The organism is Ancylobacter tetraedralis (genome assembly GCF_014195655.1).
Taxonomy (GTDB): Bacteria; Pseudomonadota; Alphaproteobacteria; order Rhizobiales; family Xanthobacteraceae; genus Ancylobacter; species Ancylobacter tetraedralis.
The window spans coordinates 41,013-61,886 of sequence record NZ_JACICD010000005.1 but is presented as its reverse complement, the minus strand read 5'-3'; the positions used below and the strand labels follow the sequence as shown (position 1 = coordinate 61,886).

Below are 20,874 nucleotides of genomic sequence, written 5' to 3'. Positions count from 1 at the left end.
GCGCGTGGAGTGCGACAGCGTGGTCTCGCGCATCTCTGCAAGGCGGGTTGCCCTGGGCGTGGCCGCAGCCGCGGCCGGGGCCGTGGTTGCGATCCTGGCCGGCGTTCCGGGCGGGGGAATGGCGCGTGCGCAGACGGCCCCGCCACCGGGCGCCTATGGACCTGCGCCCGGTCCCTACGGTCCCGCGCCGGGCGCCTATGCGCCCTATGAGGTGCCGCCGCCGCGCGGGGGCGGGGGTGGCCCGGTCGACGACGGCGCGGCGATCCGCATGCTTACCGCGCGCGGGTTCAACAATGTCTCGGTGGTGCGCCGCCGGGGGCCGACGCTGGTGCTGGAGGCGAACGGACCGCGCGGCGAGCGGGTTCAGGTGATCGTCGATGCCCTGTCGGGGGCCATTAACGGCATGAAGGTGATCGGCTTCGGCGACCAGCGCTATTGAGCCGCGCTTACTGTCCGGCGCGCGGGACATAAGCGCCCGTGCGCCTTGTGAAGCGCATCGGCTCCGGTGTAAGGCCTCCGAGCCCACGCGCAGACTGAAAGATGCCGCACGGATGACGCTGTTCAGCACCAAGGACAATCCGGTTCCCGAGGGCGCGGAAAGCGGCGTCTTCAGAACCGAGGACGACCTCGGGCTGCGCTTTGCCCGCTGGCGGCCGGAAGGGGCGAGCCGCGGCACGGTCTGCGTCTTCCACGGGCGCACCGAGAAGATCGAGAAATATTACGAGACGGCGCGCGATCTCCTGCGGCGCGGCTTTTCGGTGGCGATGCCGGACTGGCGCGGGCAGGGTGGCTCGGATCGCCTGCTACGCAACGCCATGAAGGGCCATGTCGGCGACTTCGCCGATTACCAGCTCGATCTGGAAGCCTTCATGCGCGAGGTGGTGCTGCCGGAGTGCCCGCCGCCCTATTATGCGCTCGCCCATTCCATGGGCGCCGCGATCCTGCTCGAATCCGCGCGGCTCGGCGAGCGGCTGTTCGACCGTATGTTCCTCACCGCGCCGATGCTGGAATTGTCGCTCCTCAAGCATGATGTGGCGGCGCGCCGGCTTGCGCGCGTGCTGAACGGCATCGGCCTGTCGCGGGCCTATGTGCCGACCGGCAAGGTGAAGCGCCTCAGCGAACTGCATTTCGAGGGCAACCGACTCACCTCCGACCCCGCGCGCTTCGCCCGCAACCTGACCATCACGCTGGAGCAGCCCCAGCTCGATGTCGGCCCGCCCACCATTGGCTGGATGGCGAGCGCCTTCGAACTGATGGAGCGCTTCAACGATCCCGCGACGGCGCGAGCCATCCGCCAACCGCTGCTGATCATTGCCGCCGGCGACGACCGCATCGTCTCGACACCGGCGATCGAGCGTTTTGCGATGCGGCTGATTGCCGGTTCGCACATCGTGATTCCCGGCGCGCGGCACGAATTGCTGCAGGAGCGCGATATTTTCCGCGAGCCGCTCTTCGCCGCCTTCGATGCCTTCATTCCCGGCAGCGACGCCTGACCTATTGCCGGTGGGCGAGGGGGCTCAGCCTCCCTGCAGCACCTTCAGCGCGGCCTCCAACACGCGCCGGTCGCCGGCGGCGATGACCCGGCCGCCCGAGAGATCGCCGGTGCCTTCCCAATTGGTGACGAGGCCGCCCGCGCCTTCGACGATCGGGATCAGCGGCAGGATGTCGTATTCGTTGAGATTGGTCTCGATGACGAGATCGACATGGCCGGCGGCGACCATGCAATAGGCATAGCAGTCGCCGCCATAGCGCGGCAGGCGCGCGCGCTTCTCGACCTCGACATAAAGGGCGCGGTCCGCCTCGCCCATCAGAAGCGGGCTGGTGGTCATGAGCACGGCCTCCTCCAGCGCCGGGCAGGCCCGCACGCCGAGACGCCGGTCGCCGGCCGGGCCGCGATAGCGGGCCTGCGCGCCATCGCCGTAGAAGCGCTCTCCGATGAAGGGTTGATGCATCATGCCATAAACCGGGTGATCCTCATGCGTGAGGCCGATCAGCGTGCCCCAGGCCGGCATGCCGGCGATGAAGGACTTGGTGCCGTCGATCGGATCCAGCACCCAGACGTAATCGGCGTCGGGGCTCTCGTCGGCGAATTCCTCGCCGCGCACGCCGTGGCTGGGAAAGGTACGGCGGATCAGCGTGCGCATGGCCTGTTCGGCGGCGCGGTCGGCGGCGGTGACGGGATCGAACACCGCGCCCCGGCTCTTGTCTTCCACGCCGAGCGCGGTGCGGAAGAAGGGGAGGATGGCCTGGCCCGACACGCTGGCCAGTTCGTGCACGAAGTTCTCGAAATCCACCGCACCCATAGCCGCCCACTCCATGCTGGTCTGCGCGCGCCGGCCAAAGCCGTCCGCAGCACACGCATATCGACCGGCGCGCCGCTCGGCAATGACACGCTGGCGGCAGCGGGACCGGCCGCGCGACGCCATCGCCGCAAAAGCGGGCGGGCCTCCGAACGAGGCATTCGCGGCGACCGGCACGCGGGGCGCCATGCAGGGCCAGCCCTGCGCCCGGCACGCCTCTGCGCACCGGGACGGGCTGCGGCGGCCTGCGTTCAGCGCATGGCTGCTATTCTGGCAGGATCAAGGATTGGGCACTGCCCGCTGTTGCACTCGGGAAGTGAAGCTGCCATATTATTTCCAGCGCGGCAGGGTGATTGGCGTTGCCCTTCCGCCGCCCTCCTTGGGCGTTTCCTCCCTAGACTTGGGCCGCTCCGGCAACGTGAGCGGCCCCTTTCTTTTTATAACCCTCTGAAAATCAACGCTTTGATCCACCGGCTGCGTGAGCCTGCCGGCATGAGGACCTGTGCGCCGCCGGCGCGGTCCGGACCGTGATCCGTCCGTCATCGCGATCTGATATGGATCAAGCGTCGAGGCGCGTCGAGGGCGCGAATTTCGACATTCGCACGTTGATCCCGGCTTTTTGGTTTCGTTTCTTTCGCTTTGGCTCTTGTCTGTTGTGCGGCGCAGGGGTATATATTGCTGCAGTGCAGTACGGTGATTGGCGTTGCCGTTCTGCCGCCCTCCTTGGGCGTTTCCTCCCTAGACTTGGGCCGCTCCGGCAACGTGAGCGGCCTCTTTCTTTTCTGGCCTGCCCAACGTGAGCGGCCTCTTTCTTTTCTGGCCTGCCCAACGCGCAGGCGGCGCCCCCGGACGCTCCGATCCGGGCCATCCATTCCCCTCAGTTCCCGCCGTGGCTGCGTCAGTCACCGCTTGCCGGCCCGACGGCATGGCCGCGTGCCTTCGCGAGCGCCGCCGCTGCGCGCGCCTATTCCGACGGGCTGGCGGCGAATGTCGCACGCGTCCGCGGCCGCCCTCCGGCGAGATAGGGTCATCCAGCGAGGGAGGGGCGGGCGATGCGCGGGGGGGATTCCGGCAAAAACAAACCCGACGCGCGCTCAGGAGGGCAGGGCTCAAGCCAGTGAGGCGCGTGAGCCATGCCTTGCCGGCATGCGTCGGGCGTCAATCGGGTGCGGTGAGCGGTTCTCTGTTACCCCTTTCGCGACATTAATGCCACAACGGGGTGGAAGGTGTATCTGGTATGCCAGAAAATCGGCTGTTCGCCTTGATTATTCCGCAATGCACCTACATCTTGCTTCTCGTACGCAGCGATTGGCGTCGCTCCGTACAGCCCTCCTTGGGCGTTTCCTCCCTAGACTTGGGCCGCTCCCGCCTTGCGTGAGCGGCCTCTTTCTTTTGTATCGGGGCGAGACGTTACCCGAGACGGCTAGAGCCGTTCTTTAGGGCAGTCCTCGCTTGGCGTCCCGAGACCCAAGAGGGCATCCGGCTTTCCGGGTCAACCTATCCCCTCCGCACTTCGCGGCGTCGGCCTCGACAAGGGAGGGGGATGGCGCTCCGGAACCGAGCGTGCAGAATTGGTATAGGTCTCATGTCCAAAATGCAAGGCTCTTATGCGGCCTTTTGCATCACCCGATAAAATTTTCGTCAGGATCGAGCTATCGTCTTGAGATGATTGGTCATTCCGCTGCGGTGCGGATGCCGGCGAGCTCGATCTGGGCGATTTTCGTCAGCGATACCGCCATGTCGAGCAGGTCGCGACGAACATCATCGAAGGCAGCAGACGCCTGATAGCTAGGCTCATGCATATAAAGCGAGCGATTGATCTCGATCTGGATGGCATGCATGCCCGAGGTGGGATTGCCGTAATGCTCGGTGATGAAGCCGCCGGCATAGGGCTTGTTGCGCACCACGGAATAGCCGCGCCGACGCAGCTCGGTCTCCATCACATCGGTGATGATGGTGGCGCAACTGGTGCCGTAGCGATCGCCGATCACGAAATCGATGCGCGAGCGCTCTTGCTGGAAGCTGGAGGGCATGGAATGGCAATCCACCAGCACGGCCACGCCGAACTGGCGCTGCATCTGCGCCATGAGCTGGCGCAGCGTGCGGTGATAGGGCTTGTACAGGGTCTCGATGCGATGGATCGCCTCGTCCACCGGGATGCGCCGGCCGTAGATTTCCTGCGCCTCGCCGACAATCCGGGCAATGGTGCCGAGCCCACCTGAAACCCGCATCGAGCGCGTATTGGCATAGGCCGGCAGACGGCCCTCGAACATGCGGGGGTCCAACTCATAAGGCTCGCGATTCACGTCGAGATAGCAGCGCGGAAAATGCGCGCGCATGAAAGTCATGCCGAATCCGGTCACGTCCCGGAACAGCGCGTCGACCAGCGTGTCCTCCGAGCGGCGCAGCATGGGCAGCTTGAGCCGGGCCTGTTCCACGAAGCTGCGCGGATAGACCACCCCGCTATGGGGAGAATTGAACAGAAAGGGCAGGGCCGTCGGCTGGCTCGGCTGCACGACCTCGAATGCCGGGTCGATCGTGTCCGCTATGACGGCCATCATGCCCCTTCGACCCGCCCGCCTGCCGTGCATCCCGGGCGTGCCGGCGATGCGACACCGCGACCCGAGGCATTGAACTGATCGGCCTGTCTAACATGAGCTTTTCCCGGCGGAAACGCTCAACTCGCCGGCGGACGTGCCTTTGCAAACATGTGAACGCGGGCCGCATGCCCCACGCGATGAGCGTGCGCCAGCGCGAGGTGTGTGGGGACGAAGCCACAGATGCACGGGCGTGGAGGCCGAATGCGGGATTTGCCGCCCCGATCCGGCCCGGATTCACGATGTGCTAACAGCCGCGGGAGTACCGGTTGGGAATGTGTCGACGTGCACCGGTTCGCCGGCTCCCGTCGCCTGGGCGTGACCCGCGCCGGATGAAAGCGATCCGGACGGCTCGTCTCCGCTCAGTTCATTGAAGTCAGGGCGCTTTCCTGTTGAACCGGCACTGCCGGTCGACGGGGGAGGGGCCCCGGGGAATCAGGGTGCAAGGGATGCTGAAGATCCTGCTCGCCGAGGACGACCACGACATGCGCCGGTTCCTCGTGAAGGCGCTGGAGAACGCGGGCTATGAGGTCGTCTCGTTCGACAATGGCCGCTCGGCCTATGATCGGCTCCGCGAGGAGCCGTTCGAATTGCTGCTGACCGATATCGTCATGCCGGAAATGGACGGGATCGAGCTGGCGCGCAAGGCGACCGAGCTCGACCCCGACATCAAGGTGATGTTCATCACCGGCTTTGCCGCGGTCGCGCTCAATGCCGGCAATCAGGCGCCGAAGGATGCCAAGGTGCTGTCCAAGCCGTTCCACCTGCGCGACCTCGTCAACGAGGTGGGCAAGATGCTCGCGGCATGAGTTATCCACGGCGGCCATCGAGTCGCCGAGGACCGCTTGCGCCGCGACGGGGTTATGGATATAGGGAAATCCCGCTCGCAAGAGACCACGGAATGGGCGCGTAGCTCAGCGGGAGAGCACCTCGTTGACATCGAGGGGGTCACAGGTTCAATCCCTGTCGCGCCCACCATTCCCAAAGGCCCTCTACCTCCTCACGCCGATCCACCAGGCGCCGGTGCGCCGGTATCGCGTTTGGCCGCGAAGTCTTGCCCCATCCTTGGCGCATGGCGGGTGCGAGGACGCGGCTTTGTCGGATATGGCGACACGGGGGCGGGATGGCGCCATCCTGCCGATCGCGCGGCATCGGCATTTCCGCCCGTGGGCAACCGAATCAGTGCGCGATTCCCGCCTGCCGCGTCACTTCCGTACAAAACCGCGGACACCCGGATGGGTGGCTTGGTCGGCGAGTCCGGCTCGCTCCAGCACCGTCCTTGATCCGTGGATGGGCGCGACGCGCTGGTCCAGTTCGACGGCGTCGATCCGCGAGCGAAGATAGGCTTTGCGGAAGCGCACCTCGCCCCGCTGATGTTTGAGCGCATGATCTGCCCAAAGCGGGCAAGCTTGTCCGCATCAAGCCGGCTCGCGGATGCCCCCCTAACCGCTGTTTTCAGGCCATGGCCTTGAGCGGCTGGGCTGCGGAGGCCGAGGGCAGCAGATCGTCGATCCGGCTTTGCAGATGGGCGGCGACGGTGCGCGCGATGACCTGGGCGAGATGGGCTTGGGGATCGACGGCGTTGAGCCTGCAGGTCTCCACGAGAGAGGCGATGACGGCTCAGCGCTCGCCGCCGCCGCCGTCCGATCCGGCGAAGAGCGCATTCCTGCGATTGAGCGCGATCGGCCGGATCGCGCGCTCGACCACGTTGGAGTCGATTTCGACGCGGCCATCGTCGAGGAAGCGGGAGAGGCCCTGCCAGCGTGAGAGAGCGTAGCGGATCGCCTCGGCAGCTTGCTCTTCTGGCTGACGATGCATCCGCGCCCGAACGGATCACTCGTAGTCAATCGAAAGCGGGCTCCGCTATCTATCGGGACCAATCGCCGTTCCTGGGCGAAATTCCTGCCGGCGCCGTCAATGCCGGCATCTTGGAAAAGTACCGCCGACTTCTAGCAAAGAACCCCTTCCGAGACGAAACCCTCCGCGGATCAAGGGGCGACGCCGACACCGACTGGATGCCGCGTCGCCATTATTCAGTGCGTTCCTGCCGCACTGTAATTCATGTGCTGCAGGTCGGAGAGGAGGCTAGGGCCGGTCGGCTCCCAACCCAGCGTCCTGCGTGTCCATTCGCTCGACGCCGGCATGTCGAGAGTGGCGAAGTGCGCAAGCGGCCCATAGTGCTCCGCCACCTCCTCTGGCGACAGAGAGCGCACGGGAAGACCAAGGCCTCGTCCCACCGTCTCGGCGATCTGGCGAACGGAAACTCCCTCCTCGGCGACCGCATTGTAGCGCGCGCCAGGCTCATGCCGCTCGAGCGCCAGGCGGAACAGTCGAGCGACGTCGGTGACATGGGCTGCGGACCAGCGCTCCTTGCCTTCACCTACATAGGCCGCGACCCCGCGGGCGCGGGCGATCTCGATCATCGGCGTAATCAGGCCCTGTTTCTCCGTGTCGTGGACCTGCGGAAGGCGGACAACGACAACGCTCACGCCCTTCGCCGCCACCGCTTCGCCGGCCAGTTCGGACAACCTTCGCGGATTCGGATTGTCGCGATCGAACCGCTGCTCGATCGCGATCTGACCCGGGGCCTCACTCCCCATTCCGACGCCGGACGTGACCAGGAACGGCTTGCCCGTTCCAGAAAGGGCGGCGCCAATCGCCTCGATCACGCGTCGGTCCTTCTCGCAGTTCGCGAGAAACCTTGTGAAGTCGTGGTCGAAGGCCGTGTGAATGACTGCGTCGGCTTCCGCCGCACCCCGCGCCAGGGTCTCGGGATCCTCCAGGGTCCCGCGGTACGCCTCGACGCCGGCCCGGGCGAGCGTCGCAGCACCTTCGTCCGAGCGGGTCAGGCCAAGAACCTGATGGCCGGCGGAGATGAGTTCGGGCACGATCCGCGAGCCGATAAAGCCGGTCGCGCCAGTCAGGAAGACACGCATCGGAAACACCTTTCTGGTTGTTCGACCAGCCAAGTGGACCTATGTGATTTCCTATTAAAGTAGTGACCTTATCAGGGTATAAACATCAACAGGATACTCATGGTGTCGGATATCGGCAATTCGCTCGGCCTCTATCTGCGAGATCGCCGCACCCGGCTCGACCCTGCCGCATTCGGGTTCACCGGCGGTCGCCGCCGAACGGCGGGACTGCGTCGAGAGGAGGTCGCGCAGCGCGCGAACATCAGCCCAACCTGGTACACGTGGCTTGAGCAAGGGCGCGGCGGCACGCCGTCCGCCGATGTGCTCGATCGTATTGCGAAGGGCCTGATGCTGACAGAGCCCGAACGCGAACATCTCTTCATGCTCGGACTCGGCCGCCCGCCGGAGGTGCGCTACAAGCCGGTCGACGGCGTGACACCGAGGCTGCAACGCGTGCTGGATGCACTCGACACCAGTCCAGCCTTCATCAAGACGGCGACGTGGGATGTGGTCGCCTGGAATCGGGCGGCAGCGGCCGTGCTGACGGACTACGGCCAGCTTCCCCGCGAACAACGCAATATCCTCCGGCTCATGTTCGGCAATTCGCGAATCCGCGCCATACAAGAGGATTGGGAGAGCGTCGCGCGGTATGTCGTGGGGTCATTCCGCGCTGACGTGGCGCGCGCCGGCGCCACCGCGGAGATCACGCAGCTGGTGGAGGACCTCTCTCGAACGAGTGCCGCGTTTGAGAGGCTATGGCGCGACAACGAGATCGCGGCGCATCACGAAGGGCTGAAGCGCCTTCACCATCCCGAGGTCGGCCTGTTGGTGCTGGAATTCTCAGCCTTCGCCGTCGATGGCCGCCCCGAACTCGGCATGGTGATCTACAATCCCGCATCCAGCGCGGACGCCGACCGGGTGCGATCGCTGATCGCCCAACTCGATAAGTGAAACCCGTGCCATGGATTTGATGCGCCCTTTAACCTACGCGCGCTGGCGCAGCGCGTCGAGGTCGCCGACGACGAGATTCGCATCATGGGATCGAAGGCTGACTTGCTGAGAGCGCTTTCTTCGGCTGCCCAAGGCGGGAAACCGGCGGCAATCGGCGTGTCCAGTTTGGAACCGAAATGGCGGAGCGCGAGGGCTTCGAACGAGACCGAAGAGCACGATCCAGCCGGACAGGCTCGTAGACGTGCCGGCTGGCACGCAGATTTCGAAATGGCGCTTGGACCCGTTCCCTGGCGCTTCCGAAGGCAGTGAAATCTCAAGAACATACGTGTGCGCAGTTTCCTCTTCACCGGTGCGGCTTCTTCACAGGCATTGCCGGTGATAATGTCCTCGCGGGCTCGTGCCGGGGGGACTCGCAATGAAGATGATCGTTTCTGCTACCTGTTTAGCCGTCGCGCTGCTGTTTGCAGCGCTGGGCCTGCCGGCGCTGGCCCAGGAGGCGAACCCGCCGCTGAACAGCATCATCAATCCGCCTCCGCCGCAGCCGGGCAACTCGGACAATCTCAGTCCCGGCCCGGATGGACCTCAACCCTTGACCGGGGAACTGGTGCCGCTGCCGGGCCCGCCGCCGGAAGGCAAGGCGGCCGACATCAAGCTGCCTGATTGCGTGCCGCCCAATTGCGGCGTGCCGCAGATCATGGCGCCGTAGCACGGCCGCGTCCTTTGCCTTTGTCGCGTCATCGGCAGCGGATGGCGTATCGAATCAAACAGGGCCCTCGCGTATCGCCGGGCCCTGTTTGCCTCAGGGGGTTGCGGGGCCTCCCCTCCGGTGCAATGGCTCGCGGGAGGGGAGAGCCTGAACGCGCGTTCCGCTCAGCCGAGCACGCCCTTCAGAGCGTAGTGCTGGATGGTCTGGCGATTGGCGATGAGCTGCTCGCGCGTGGGCTCGCCCCGCATTGCTCGGCTGATGGCGAGCTTCATCGCCTCATAGTTGGTGCGGTAGAGGTCGCGCTTGTCGAGCTCGGCATGGGTGGCGCAGCGCGGATCGAGCCACACGGTGGCGATCATGCACAGCTCTTCGGTCGCGTCGCCGGGGAACACGCCCTCGGCCAGCGAATCGACGATGGCATCGCCCAGCGCGCCCTGAACCACACCGCCGAGCAGGCCGACATAGGCCGCCGATTCGATGGTGGCCTTGGTCGTCATGATGGTGGCCGGCCGCACCAGCTGGTTGAGATCGCGGATGACGAACATGCGCGTGTGGCCCTGCACCTGGCCGAGCATGCTGGCAAAGCCGACGCCGACCGGGCCGTCGACCGAGCCGATCAGGATTTCGGGCATCGCGTCGGTGTACTGGCCCTTGGCCGCGAGGACGGTGGCTTCGCCGGTGCGGAATACAAATTTGGACATGGACAGTCTCCATTTCGGGTCGTGAGAAGGGCAGCCGTCATCGACCCGGGCGCGGCGACCGGGGGAGAGGGGCGGCTGTGGCGAGGGGTGGGGGGCGCCGGCGTCTATCCGGACGCGGGCGCGCGCTCCCGGGCGATCTGCCGGAGGTCGTCGCCGAACAGGATCAGCGTCGGGCGCGTGCGGGCCGCCGCCGCCAGCAGGGCCGGCGCCAGGTGGTCGGGATCGTGGATCCGCTGCGCCGCCCAGCCGAAGGCGGCGCCCACGGCGAGGAAGTCCGGATTGACGAGATCGACGCCGAGCGGGGCGACCTGCGCCGCGGTCATATAGAACTTGATCTCGCCATAGCCGCCATTGTCGTGCAGCAGCAGGATGATCGGCGCCTGCGCTTCCACGGCGCTGGCGAGTTCGGCAAGGGTGAATTGCAGGCCGCCATCGCCGGAGAGCACGACGACCGGGCGGTCGGGCGCGGCGATCTTGGCGCCGATGCCCGCCGGCAGGCCATAGCCCAGCGTGCCGTAGCCGGTGGCCGAGTTGAACCAGCTGGAGGGCGTCTCCGCCACGAAGGCGATGTTGCCGGCATAGACCAGCTGCGTGGAGTCGCCGACGATGATGGCGCCGGGCAGGGCCTCGCGCACCGTGTCGAGCAGAAGGAGATCGCCGCGCATGTCGGGCGCGATGTCCCTGATGTAGCGAGCTTTCACCGCCTCGGCGCGGGCCGCGCCGGCTCCGCGCGGGCGGGGCGGAATGAGCGCCGCCAGCGCGCGGGCCGCCGCCCCGGCATCGCCGACAATGCCGAGCTGCGGCAGAATGGTGCGCATGATCTGGCGCGGGTCGATGTCGACGCGGATAAGCTGGCCGGGAATGGCGAAGCCGCCATCGACATTGAAATCGTAATCGGTGGAGCCGAATTCCGTGCCGAGCGCCAGCACCACGTCCGCCTCGGCGATGAGTTCGCGTGTGGCGCGCAGGCTGGCGGTGAGATGAACGCCGAGGGGGTGTTCCGGCGGCAGGATGCCACGCGCATTGATCGTCATCGCCACGGGGGCATCGATCCGTTCGGCCAGCGCGCGCACCTCCACGGCCGCCCGCGCCGCGCCACCACCCGCCAGAATGAGCGGCGTCCGCGCGGCGGTGAGCCAGCGCGCCGCCTCATCGAGCGACGCGGCATTGGGCGAGGGCCGGGCGAGCCGGCTGACCGCGGCGGGCAGCGGCAGGTGGTCCGCCGAGGCCAGCATCACGTCGATCGGCAATTCGAGATGCACCGGGCGCGGCCGCTCGCCACCGAACACGGCGAAGGCCTGGGCGAGCGCCGGGGCGATTTCCTCGACCGTGTGGAGGGTGCGGCTGAAGGCGCAGACGCCGGAGACCAGCGCCTGCTGCTGGGGCAATTCATGCAGCCAGCCTTCGCCCGAGCCCATCCGGCCATGCGCGTTGACCGTGGAAATGACCAGCATGGCGACGGAATCGCCATAGGCCTGCCCCATGGCGGTGAGGATATTGGTCATTCCCGGGCCGGTGATGATGAAGCACACGCCCGGGCGCCCGGTCACGCGGGCGTATCCATCCGCCATGAAGCCGGCGCCCTGCTCATGACGCGGCGTCACATGCCGGATGGAGCTGCCCGCCAGCCCGCGATACAGTTCAACCGTGTGAACGCCCGGAATGCCGAAAACGGTGTCGACGCCGTAGATCTCGAGCAGCTGCGACAGATAGATGCCTGCGCTTTTCATGAAGAGACAACCTGATGGGTCGCGCAGGAGTGAAACTCCTGTTCGATGGGATGGTTAGTGTCGCGACTGGAGAGGTCATCGACAGTATTCTCGCGAGAAATGCGCGATCTTATCAGGAGGCCTCGACTTCCAACGGCAGGCGCAAGGGCCATGCGGCCGAGGGATGCGGGCCGTCGACATGAAATTTCATATCTCAAAAAAAACCACCTTGCAACACGTCCCATTTTCACTAGCATGAAGATAACAACAATCCAGCCGGGGAATTAAGATGATACTTGGCAATGACGCCGAATGGTCCCTTCCCGCATCCGCCTATCGCGATCCCGCCCGCTTCGAGGCCGAGCGCAAACAGATCTTTGCGAAGAACTGGCTACTGTTCTCGTGGTCCGAGCGCATCCCGAACCCCGGCGACTATGTGACCGGAGAGCTCTCGGGCCATGGCATCTTCGCCATCCGCGGCGATGACGGCAAGGTGCGGGCCTTTCACAATCTGTGTCGCCACCGCGCCGCCCAGCTCGTGTCGGGCGAGACCGGCTCCTGCGGCGGACTGATCGTCTGCCCCTATCACAGCTGGAGCTATCGCCGGGACGGGCGCCTTTTCAAGGCGGTGAATTTCGGCACGGAAACCAAGTTCGACGCCTCGGAATGGGGGCTGATCGCGGCCGATTGCGAGGAGTGGCGCGGCCTCGTTTTCGTGCGCCTGGACCGAGGCGGTCCCTCGCTGGTCGAATGGCTCGGCCCGGTGGTCGATCTCGCCGCGCCTTTCCCGTTGGAGCGGCAGCACTATTTCAACAAGAAAGAGCGTGTCGTCGACGTCGACTGGAAGATCTACGGCGAAAACTACCTCGAATGCTATCATTGCCGGGCGATGCATCCGGGCCTCTGTGCGACGCTCGACATTGATCGTTATGAGATCAACGTCTTTCCCGAGCAGAAATACTTCCACCTGCAGGCGCCCGGCCGTTCGATGGACGACACGCAGGGCTGCTATCTCTACCGCTTCCCCTTCCTGATGCTGAACCTCTACGACTGGGGCTCCTCGATCGCCACGGTCGAGCCGCTCGGCCCCGGCAAGCTCAAGCATATCAACTGGTATTTCTTCGAGGACATCTCGCCCGAGAAGGCCGAAGAAAACCAGAAGACGGCGGACTGGTCAGCCCAGATCATCACGGAAGATCTGGAAGTGATCACCAAGGTACAGAAGAATATTAATGGTGGCGTCTTCCCGCGGGCCCCGCTATCGAAGTCCGAGGAATATGCGGTGATCGCCTTCGATCGCATGTGCGAGGATGCGCTTCGGTTCGATGGACCGATCGCCGCGGCGGCAGAGTGAGGACGCAGGATGAGTCGCAGCGCCGCGACGGTCGAGGATTCGTCGGTTTCGCCGAAGAAGGCCGATTTGATCAGCGCGCGGCTGGGTAATGCGATCCGTGTGCTGCGGCACGACAAGGGCATGACGCTGACCGCGCTCGCCGAGCAGACGGGCCTGTCCGTGGGCCTGCTCAGCCAGGTGGAGCGCGGGCTGTCCGAACCCTCGGTCAAGGCCATCCACCTGATCGCCACGGCGCTCGGCGTCTCGATCGGCTGGTTCTTCCGCGAGGAAGGGCCTGTCGAGCCGGCGGCGGACGGCATCACCGTCCGGCGCGGGCATCGCAAGACGCTGGATTATGGCGGGGGCATCGTCGACGAATTGCTGTCGCCCTCGCTGGACGGCCAGCTCGAGCTTCTGCTCTGCCGTCTCGCGCCCGGTGCCAGTGTCGGCAGCGAAGCCTATACGCATATCGGCGAGGAAGCCGGCTATGTCATGGCCGGCTCCCTGGAACTCACCGTCGACGGCGTCACGCACCTGCTGAACACGGGCGACAGCTTCGGCTTTGCTTCCGTGCGTCCCCACAAATACCGCAATATCTCGACCCAGGAGACGGTGGTGATCTGGGCGATCACGCCGCCTTCCTACTAGCAATCGTGTAGAAATTCCGCCGCTTCTCCTGTAATTTCGTCTTTCTCGATGGTGAAACCATGTCCGTGGTTCCGAACGCGCTCGCGCGCGATTTCGATGCCGTTATCATTGGTGGCGGCCATAATGGCCTGGTCTGCGCCGGCTATCTCGCCCGCGCCGGGCTCAAGGTGGCCGTGCTGGAACGGCGCGGCGTCGTCGGCGGCGCGGCGGTGACGGAGGAAATCGCGCCGGGCTTCCGTGCCTCGATCTTCTCCTATCTGATGAGCCTGCTGCACCCGCGCGTCATCCGCGATTTCGAGCTGAAGAAGCACGGGCTCGTGGTGCTGCCCTGCTCGGACATGGTGTCGCCCGTCGATGACAGCGACAACTACATCACCTTCTCCGACAATATGGCGAAGACGCAGGCGTCCTTCGCCCGCTTCTCCAAGCACGACGCGGAGATCTATCCCGCCTTCGACGCCTATCTGCAGGAGGCGACCCGCATCGTCCGGCAGGTGCTGTGGGAAACGCCGATCGATCCCGCGCGGCGGGACTGGAAGACCTTCAGGGATGCCAGCAAGCTCCTGTGGAAGTACCGCAAGGTCGGCCGCAAGATGTATCGCATCGTCGACATGCTTTCCATGTCGGCCTACGACTTCCTGCGCGAATGGTTCGAAGATGAACGCGTAATGGCGGTGCTGGCCTATTATGCGTCCATCGGCACCTTTGCCGGGCCGAAATCGCCGGGCTCGGCCTATGTCATCATGCACCATGTGATGGGCGAGCATGAGGGCGCCGGCGGCTGGGGTTTCATCAAGGGCGGCATGGGATCCATCACCCAGGCACTGGCGTCGTCCGTCACCTCGCTCGGCGTCGAGATCATCACCGGGGCGGAGGTGAAGGAAATCCGCACCCGCAACGGGCGCGCCACCGAAGTGGCGACCGCCGACGGGCGGACCTACCGCGCCAAGATTTTTGCCTCGAATGCGTCAGCCCCCCATCTTTATCTCGACCTCGTCGGCGCGGAAAATCTGCCCGACGAGGTCGTGCGCGAGATCAAGGGCTACCGGACCATGGGCACCGCGTTCAAGATGAACATCGCCTGCGAGCGCCCGCCGCAATACAAGATCCTCGAGCGGGTCAAGCGCGAGGGCGCCATCGGTTCGTTCTCCTATCCAACCTACATGCACATCGCCCCGGACATCGACTATCTCGAGCGCGCCTATGACGCGGCGAAATATGGCTGGTATTCGAGCGAGCCCTTCATCACGCCGGTCGTGCCGACCATCGTCGACGACACGCTGGCGCCGCCCGGCAAGCATGTGGTGAACCTGTTCGGCGGCCATGCGCCCTACACGCTCAAGGGGGGCGACTGGGCGACCGAGAAGGACAATTTCAAGGACACCGTCTTCAAGGCCATCGAACGTTTCGCGCCGGGCTTCCGTAACGACGTGATCGAGGCGCAGCTGCTGGTCGCTCCCGATATCGAGCGGGTGGTCAACCTTCCACAGGGCCATATCTTCCACGGCGAACTATCGCCCGATCAGCTCTTCTTCCAGCGGCCGATATCAGGCTATGCTGATTACCGCACGCCGATCGCCTCCCTTTATATCTGCGGCTCGTCGATGCATCCGGGTGGCGGGGTGTCCGGCATCCCCGGCCATAATGCGGCGCGCGAAATCCTGAAGGATCTTGGCAAGAAAATCGCATGACAACCGGCACTGCCGGCACCGTGCGTCACAAACGAACAGACGGAGAGACGACCTCGGTTCGCTGAACGTCGAAACTACCGCAGGCAGAAACTCCACAGAGGGAAAACACGATGTCGCGCATTTCCACTTCCGGACTGACCCGGCGCAGCCTGCTCAAGGGAACCGCCGCCGCGGGCGCGGCGCTGGTCGCCGCCCCCGCTTTCGTGAAGAGCGCGCTCGCCTCTTCGGGCGAGCTGAACTTCCTCGGCTGGGCCGGCTACGACCAGTTCCCGGCCGTGTTCGCCGAATTCGAGAAGAAGACCGGCATCAAGGTCAAGTTCACCGGCCTCGGCAGCCAGGACGAGTTCGTCGCCCAGGCCAAGACCGGCGCGGCCACCAATGGCGCCTTCGACATCAGCGAGCCGACCGCCGACCGTCTGGCGAGCTGGACCGACAACGACTTCCTCCAGCCCTGGGACGAGAAGAAGGCCAATGCCGCGGGCATCGAGCCGGCTTTCCTCGAAGGCATGGCCGGCGAGATGACCTCGATGGGGGGCAAGCGCATCTCCCTGCCTTCCGTGTGGGGCACCGAGGCGCTGACCTTCAATACGGACGACGTGAAGCTTGAGTATGGCAAGGCCAAGCTCATGGACCTGTTCGACAATGCCTATGCCGGCAAGTTGACCCTGCGCGGCCATTCCGGCCTCGTGGCGGCCGGGCGCGCGCTCGATGCCGAAGGCAAACTGCCGCACAAGTTCCTGGATTCGTACAAGGACGAATCCAAGATGGTGGCGAATTACGACGCCATCCTGAAGTTCCTTGCCCCCAAGCGCGCCAATGTCGCGCAGTTCTGGTCCAACGAGAACGAAGCGCAGGGTGCCTTCCGCACCAATGGCTGCGTCATCGGCCATTGCTGGGATACCTCGGCGGCGGCGCTCCAGGCCGAGAAGTTCCCGGTCGCCTATCTCGCCCCGGCCGAAGGCGCCATGTCGTGGCTGCAGAACTTCGTGCTGCTCAAGGGCGCGAAGAATCTCGACCAGGCCTATGCCTGGGTATCGTGGGTCAACTCGCCCGAAGGCTCGGCGCTGTGGGCCAAGGCGTTCGGCTCCAACCCCTGCGCCAAGGGCGCGGTTGAACTGGCGGATGCTTCGCAAAAGGCCTTCCTGAAGGCGGCCTATCCCGGCGACGCGCTCAAGAAGCTGTGGTGGCAGCCCGGCCAGGCCTCGTGGTTCGTCACGCGGCGCACCGAATACGCCAAGAAGTTCATGTCCGCCTGATTGACGCAGAGCCGGTCGGCCGATCGACGGTCGACCGGTTCCCAGCGCTGGGAGTGCCGATGAGCCGGGACGTTTCACTCGACCGCGTGACGATGCGGTTCGCCAGCTATGTCGCCGTCAATAATGTGTCTCTGGACATCAAGGCGGGTGAGTTCTTCTCCTTCCTCGGCCCGTCGGGCTGCGGAAAGACGACGATCCTGCGCATGATCTCGGGGTTCATGAACCCGACTGAGGGACGCATCCTGATCGGCGGCGAGGACATGAAGGGCAACGGCCCGAACAAGCGGCCGACGGCGCTGATCTTCCAGAATCTCGCGCTGTTCCCGATGATGTCGGTGGCCGACAACATCGCCTTCGGCCTGGAAATGCGCGGCGTCGACAAGGCCGTGCGCCGGCGCCGGGCCGAGGAACTGCTCGAACTGGTCGCCTTGCCCGACGCCGCCGACAAGCGGGTCGACGAATTGTCGGGCGGCATGAAGCAGCGCGTGGCCATTGCGCGCGCGCTGGCGGTGGAGCCTCAGGTGATGCTGCTGGACGAGCCGCTCTCCGCGCTCGACCTGAAGCTGCGCCAGCACATGCGGGCCGAACTGCGCGCCATCCAGCGCCGCACCGGCCTGACCTTCATCTACATCACCCATGATCAGGGCGAGGCGCTCACCATGTCCGACCGCGTCGGCGTCATGTCGCGCGGCCAGCTGGAGCAGGTGGGGCCGCCCTCCGAGATCTATAACGAGCCGGCCACCGCCTTCGTCGCCGGCTTCGTCGGCGAGAACAACGTGTTCACCGGCCGCATCACCGAGGTGGCGGGTGGCCAGGCGGTGGTGGAGACCGGCGCGGGGCGCTTCGTCGGGCGCAATCCGCGCGGCATCCGCGTCGGCACGCAGGTGGTGATGCTGGTGCGGCCCGAGCGGCTGAAGCCGCTCACGGTGGCCGGTCCGACGCCGGAAAATCCCAACGTGCTGTCGCGCTCGGTTGACCATATCGATTTCGAGGGCGCCTTCGCCAATGTCCACCTGAAGCAGCCGGACGGCGCCAAGCCGCTGTCGATGCACATTTCCAATGACGGGTCGCTCACCGATCTTGTTGGCGACCGTATCTTCACCGTGGGTTTTGCTCCGCAGGACGCGCTGGTCCTGGCGGCCAACGGAGCCTGACCGGCATGGTGCAACTCTATCACCGCTACGGCGCGCTGCTCGCCACGCTGCTGATCGCCGCGACCGCCATCTGGGTCCTGATGATGGTGGTGCTGCCCTATCTGGTCATGGCGGAATATTCGTTCCACCCCAATCTGCCCATGATGCAGCAGGGCGGCCCGGACGACGTCTACACGCTCTCCAATTATGCCTCGCTGTTCTCCGGAATCGACCTGCTGAACGGCGAACTGCCGGATGATTTCCGGGTGTTCCTGCGCACCATCTGGGGGTCGACACTCGTCACCTTCATCTCGCTGGTCGTGTGCTATCCCGTGGCCTGGCATCTCGCCAAGGCGGCCAAGCCCGAGCAGGTCGGCCTGCTCATCCTGCTGCTCATCATCCCGTTCTGGATCAACGAGATCCTGCGCACCTTCGCCTGGTACATCATCCTGGCCTATAACGGCCCGCTCAACAGCGCGCTGCTGGGGATGGGGCTGCTTGACAAGCCGTATCGCTGGCTGTCGGGCTCGGGCGGCGTGCTGATCGGGATGACCTATGCCTTCATTCTGTTCATGATGTTCCCGCTGATCAACGCCATCGAGACGCTCGACATCAGCCAGGTGGAGGCGGCGCGCGATCTCGGCGCCCCGGAATGGCAGATCCATCGCCGCATCGTCATTCCCCACGCCAAGCCGGGGATCGCGGTCGGCTCGATCATGGTGTTCGTGCTGGCGGCGTCGAGCTATATCGTGCCGGCCGTGCTGGGTTCGCCCGGCACGCGCTGGTTCACCGAGACCATCTACATCTGGTTCTTCGAGGGCCAGGACTGGCCGCGCGGCTCGGCCTATGCCTTCATCCTGCTCGGCCTCTGCGTCGTGTTCATCCTGTCGGTCATGCGGATCTTCCGCGTCGGCCTCACCGACATCGCGAAGTGAGGGCGGGTCGATGCGGAAACTGACCGGCAGCGACATCCTCATCCGTGCCTATCTGGTGCTGTTCTTCTTCTTCCTGCTGGCGCCGCTCGGGGTGATGGTCATCGCGACCTTCAATTCCAGCCGCTTCCCGACCGTAACGCCGTGGCTCGGCACGACGACGAAGTGGTTCGACGCCCTCTTCAACGACCCGCAGATGTGGGAAGGCCTGGTCAATTCGCTCATCGTGGGCGTGGCGGTGGTGTTGGTATCGGTGCCGCTCGGCACTGCCGCCGCCATGGTGCTGGACAACCTGCACCGGCAGGCCCGCACCTTCGTCTACGCGGTGATGGTCTCGCCGCTGCTGACGCCGGGCGTGATCATCGGCATCTCGACGCTGGTGTTCTGGGATCGGCTGGGCGTGAAGGGCGGCCTGCACCTGGCGGTGATCGGCCAGTCGAGCTTCATCACCGCCTATATCATGCTGATGGTGCTGGCGCGGCTGCAGCGCCTCGACCGCAGCCAGGAGGAGGCGGCGCTCGATCTCGGCGCCTCGCATCCGCAGGTGTTCCGCAAGATCCTGCTGCCCTATCTGCGCAGTTCGCTGGTAGCGGGCGGGGTGCTGGCGTTCTTCCAGTCCTTCGAGAACTACAATACCACGCTGTTCACTCGCGGCACGGACATCACGCTGACCATCTACATCGCCTCCAAGGTCCGCACCGGCCTCACTCCGGCGGTCAACGCGCTGGGCGTGATCCTGATCACGCTGACCATTGTCGGCGCTGTGGGCTACGAGATCATGCGCCGGCGCGAAGTGGCGCGGGCCGCGGCGGCACGGCGCCAGGCCGAGCTTGAGGAAATCCCCGCCAATGCGCTGGTGATTGCCGACGCGCATTGATCCGGACGGAACGGGGAGCGCCGAGGAGGGCGCTCCCGCAGGCAAGAGACGTTTGAGCATGACGTTCGAGCACGTGACCTCCAGAGGGCGGCGCCCGCGCGGGTGCGCGTCGCGAACCGTGAAACACAAGACCATCGCAGGGAGTTCGACATGGGTGTGCTGGCCGCTCAGGCAGACAACCGCAATCTTTCGAAGGAGCGCATCGATCTGGCGGCGGCCTATCGATTGATCGCCCATTTCAGGATGGACGACAGCATCTTCACGCATATTTCCGCCAAGGCGCCCCAGGCGGCGGCGATGCACGGGCGCGAGCTGTTCCTGCTCAATTCCTACGGCTTGCGCTTCAACGAGGTGAAGGCATCGGAACTGGTCACGGTCGACATTGACGGCAGCATCGTCGACGACCCGCTGGGCCATGGCATCAACGCCGCCGGCTTCACCATCCATTCGGCGGTGCACGCGGCCCGTCCCGATGCGGCCTGCGTGCTGCACACTCACACCGTGGCCGGCGTCGCGGTCTCCTGCATGGAGGAGGGGCTGCTGCCGCTCAACCAGTGGGCGCTGCAATTCTATGATCGCGTCGCCTATCACGCCTATGAGGGCATCGCGCTGGACATGTCCGAGCGCGACCGGCTGGTGGCCGACCTCGGCACCAAGAACGCGATGATCCTGCGCAATCACGGGCTGATGACCTGCGGGCGCACGGTCGGCGAGGCGTTCATCCTGATGTACTATCTGGAGCGCGCCTGCCAGGCGCAGCTGGCGGCGCTGTCCACCGGGCGTGCGCTGCGACTGCCGACGGCCGAGATCGCCGAGCTCACCGCCCGCCAGACGGAGAGCTGGGATTCGCTGCACGCCGAAAGCGGGCTGAACGATCCCGAATGGAACGCCTTCGTGCGGCTGATCCGCGACGTGGCCCCCGATTTCGAGAGCTGAGCCGGCGCGCCGCGCCGCTCCCTGCCATAACCGGACATGCCGGCATCGGGGGCACCCATGCCGGCAATCCGCCGGCGGTGGCGGTGCGGCCGACATGGTTGTAGCCGGCTCAGTTATATCGCGACGAGGCCGCCCAAGGAGCGCGCTGGCTATGCGCGGCGTCGGGCGATGATCGCCTTCGCTGTCGTC

Annotated in this window: 18 protein-coding genes, 1 tRNA gene and 1 pseudogene; 14 read left to right on the top strand and 6 right to left on the bottom strand. The window is 65.3% G+C overall.

The genetic code is table 11. From position 1 onward, the window contains the following. Positions 1-118: 118 nt before the first annotated feature. Complete coding sequence (locus tag FHS55_RS13875; protein ID WP_246340151.1) at positions 119-439, top strand: hypothetical protein; 321 nt, start codon at positions 119-121, stop codon at positions 437-439. A gap of 112 nt (positions 440-551) precedes the next feature. Next, positions 552-1,493, top strand: a complete 942-nt coding sequence (locus tag FHS55_RS13870) for an alpha/beta fold hydrolase (RefSeq protein ID WP_183190372.1) — start codon at positions 552-554, stop codon at positions 1,491-1,493. Positions 1,494-1,517: 24 nt separating this feature from the next. On the opposite strand, the gene hisN is transcribed toward FHS55_RS13870, so the two are convergent. Together hisN and FHS55_RS13860 are read right to left on the bottom strand one after the other, a co-directional pair. Beyond that, complete coding sequence (gene hisN / locus FHS55_RS13865; protein ID WP_183190655.1) at positions 1,518-2,303, bottom strand: histidinol-phosphatase; 786 nt, start codon at positions 2,301-2,303, stop codon at positions 1,518-1,520. A gap of 1,670 nt (positions 2,304-3,973) precedes the next feature. Then, entirely contained in the window at positions 3,974-4,861 is an 888-nt protein-coding gene (locus tag FHS55_RS13860) for an N-formylglutamate amidohydrolase (protein ID WP_183190371.1), read from the bottom strand. Positions 4,862-5,346: 485 nt separating this feature from the next. Between FHS55_RS13860 and cpdR the strand changes: the two genes are divergently transcribed. Next, complete coding sequence (gene cpdR / locus FHS55_RS13855) at positions 5,347-5,706, top strand: cell cycle two-component system response regulator CpdR (protein WP_183190370.1); 360 nt, start codon at positions 5,347-5,349, stop codon at positions 5,704-5,706. Positions 5,707-5,800: 94 nt separating this feature from the next. Next, positions 5,801-5,875: transfer RNA gene (locus FHS55_RS13850), tRNA-Val, on the top strand. A 477-nt stretch (positions 5,876-6,352) separates the two neighbouring features. Here the strand turns inward: FHS55_RS13850 and FHS55_RS13845 are convergent. Next, positions 6,353-6,711: pseudogene (locus FHS55_RS13845) on the bottom strand (IS66 family transposase); the annotation flags it as partial. Between the two features lie 219 nt (positions 6,712-6,930). Beyond that, positions 6,931-7,833: an SDR family oxidoreductase gene (locus FHS55_RS13840; protein ID WP_183190369.1), complete on the bottom strand. Its 903-nt coding sequence runs from the start codon at positions 7,831-7,833 to the stop codon at positions 6,931-6,933. A gap of 99 nt (positions 7,834-7,932) precedes the next feature. Between FHS55_RS13840 and FHS55_RS13835 the strand changes: the two genes are divergently transcribed. Continuing rightward, the gene (locus FHS55_RS13835) at positions 7,933-8,763 is read left to right on the top strand and encodes a helix-turn-helix transcriptional regulator (RefSeq protein ID WP_183190368.1); all 831 of its coding nucleotides are present in this window, start codon (positions 7,933-7,935) and stop codon (positions 8,761-8,763) included. A 415-nt stretch (positions 8,764-9,178) separates the two neighbouring features. Then, on the top strand, positions 9,179-9,469 hold the full coding sequence (locus FHS55_RS13830; RefSeq protein WP_183190367.1) for a hypothetical protein: 291 nt from the start codon (positions 9,179-9,181) through the stop codon (positions 9,467-9,469). A 164-nt stretch (positions 9,470-9,633) separates the two neighbouring features. Here the strand turns inward: FHS55_RS13830 and FHS55_RS13825 are convergent, their stop codons facing one another. After that, entirely contained in the window at positions 9,634-10,170 is a 537-nt protein-coding gene (locus FHS55_RS13825) for a formaldehyde-activating enzyme (protein ID WP_183190366.1), read from the bottom strand. 104 nt (positions 10,171-10,274) lie between these two features. Beyond that, positions 10,275-11,900: a 5-guanidino-2-oxopentanoate decarboxylase gene (locus FHS55_RS13820; RefSeq protein ID WP_183190365.1), complete on the bottom strand. Its 1,626-nt coding sequence runs from the start codon at positions 11,898-11,900 to the stop codon at positions 10,275-10,277. Positions 11,901-12,168: 268 nt separating this feature from the next. Here FHS55_RS13820 and FHS55_RS13815 point away from each other — a divergent pair, with 268 nt between their 5' ends. The 8 genes from FHS55_RS13815 (at position 12,169) to FHS55_RS13780 (ending at position 20,685) form a co-directional block, all read left to right on the top strand. Continuing rightward, the gene (locus FHS55_RS13815; protein ID WP_183190364.1) at positions 12,169-13,233 is read left to right on the top strand and encodes an aromatic ring-hydroxylating oxygenase subunit alpha; all 1,065 of its coding nucleotides are present in this window, start codon (positions 12,169-12,171) and stop codon (positions 13,231-13,233) included. 9 nt (positions 13,234-13,242) lie between these two features. Continuing rightward, complete coding sequence (locus tag FHS55_RS13810; protein WP_183190363.1) at positions 13,243-13,860, top strand: helix-turn-helix domain-containing protein; 618 nt, start codon at positions 13,243-13,245, stop codon at positions 13,858-13,860. A 59-nt stretch (positions 13,861-13,919) separates the two neighbouring features. Next, positions 13,920-15,551: a phytoene desaturase family protein gene (locus tag FHS55_RS13805; RefSeq protein WP_183190362.1), complete on the top strand. Its 1,632-nt coding sequence runs from the start codon at positions 13,920-13,922 to the stop codon at positions 15,549-15,551. Between the two features lie 110 nt (positions 15,552-15,661). Next, positions 15,662-16,807 carry an extracellular solute-binding protein gene (locus FHS55_RS13800; protein WP_183190654.1) on the top strand — a complete coding sequence of 382 codons (1,146 nt, stop codon included), beginning with the start codon at positions 15,662-15,664 and terminating at the stop codon, positions 16,805-16,807. A gap of 59 nt (positions 16,808-16,866) precedes the next feature. After that, positions 16,867-17,961, top strand: a complete 1,095-nt coding sequence (locus tag FHS55_RS13795; protein WP_183190361.1) for an ABC transporter ATP-binding protein — start codon at positions 16,867-16,869, stop codon at positions 17,959-17,961. Positions 17,962-17,966: 5 nt separating this feature from the next. Continuing rightward, on the top strand, positions 17,967-18,875 hold the full coding sequence (locus FHS55_RS13790; protein WP_183190360.1) for an ABC transporter permease: 909 nt from the start codon (positions 17,967-17,969) through the stop codon (positions 18,873-18,875). Positions 18,876-18,885: 10 nt separating this feature from the next. After that, entirely contained in the window at positions 18,886-19,749 is an 864-nt protein-coding gene (locus FHS55_RS13785) for an ABC transporter permease (RefSeq protein ID WP_183190359.1), read from the top strand. A 150-nt stretch (positions 19,750-19,899) separates the two neighbouring features. Next, positions 19,900-20,685 (top strand): class II aldolase/adducin family protein, encoded by a 786-nt coding sequence (locus FHS55_RS13780; RefSeq protein WP_183190358.1) that lies wholly within the window; start codon positions 19,900-19,902, stop codon positions 20,683-20,685. The last annotated feature ends 189 nt before the right edge of the window (positions 20,686-20,874 follow it).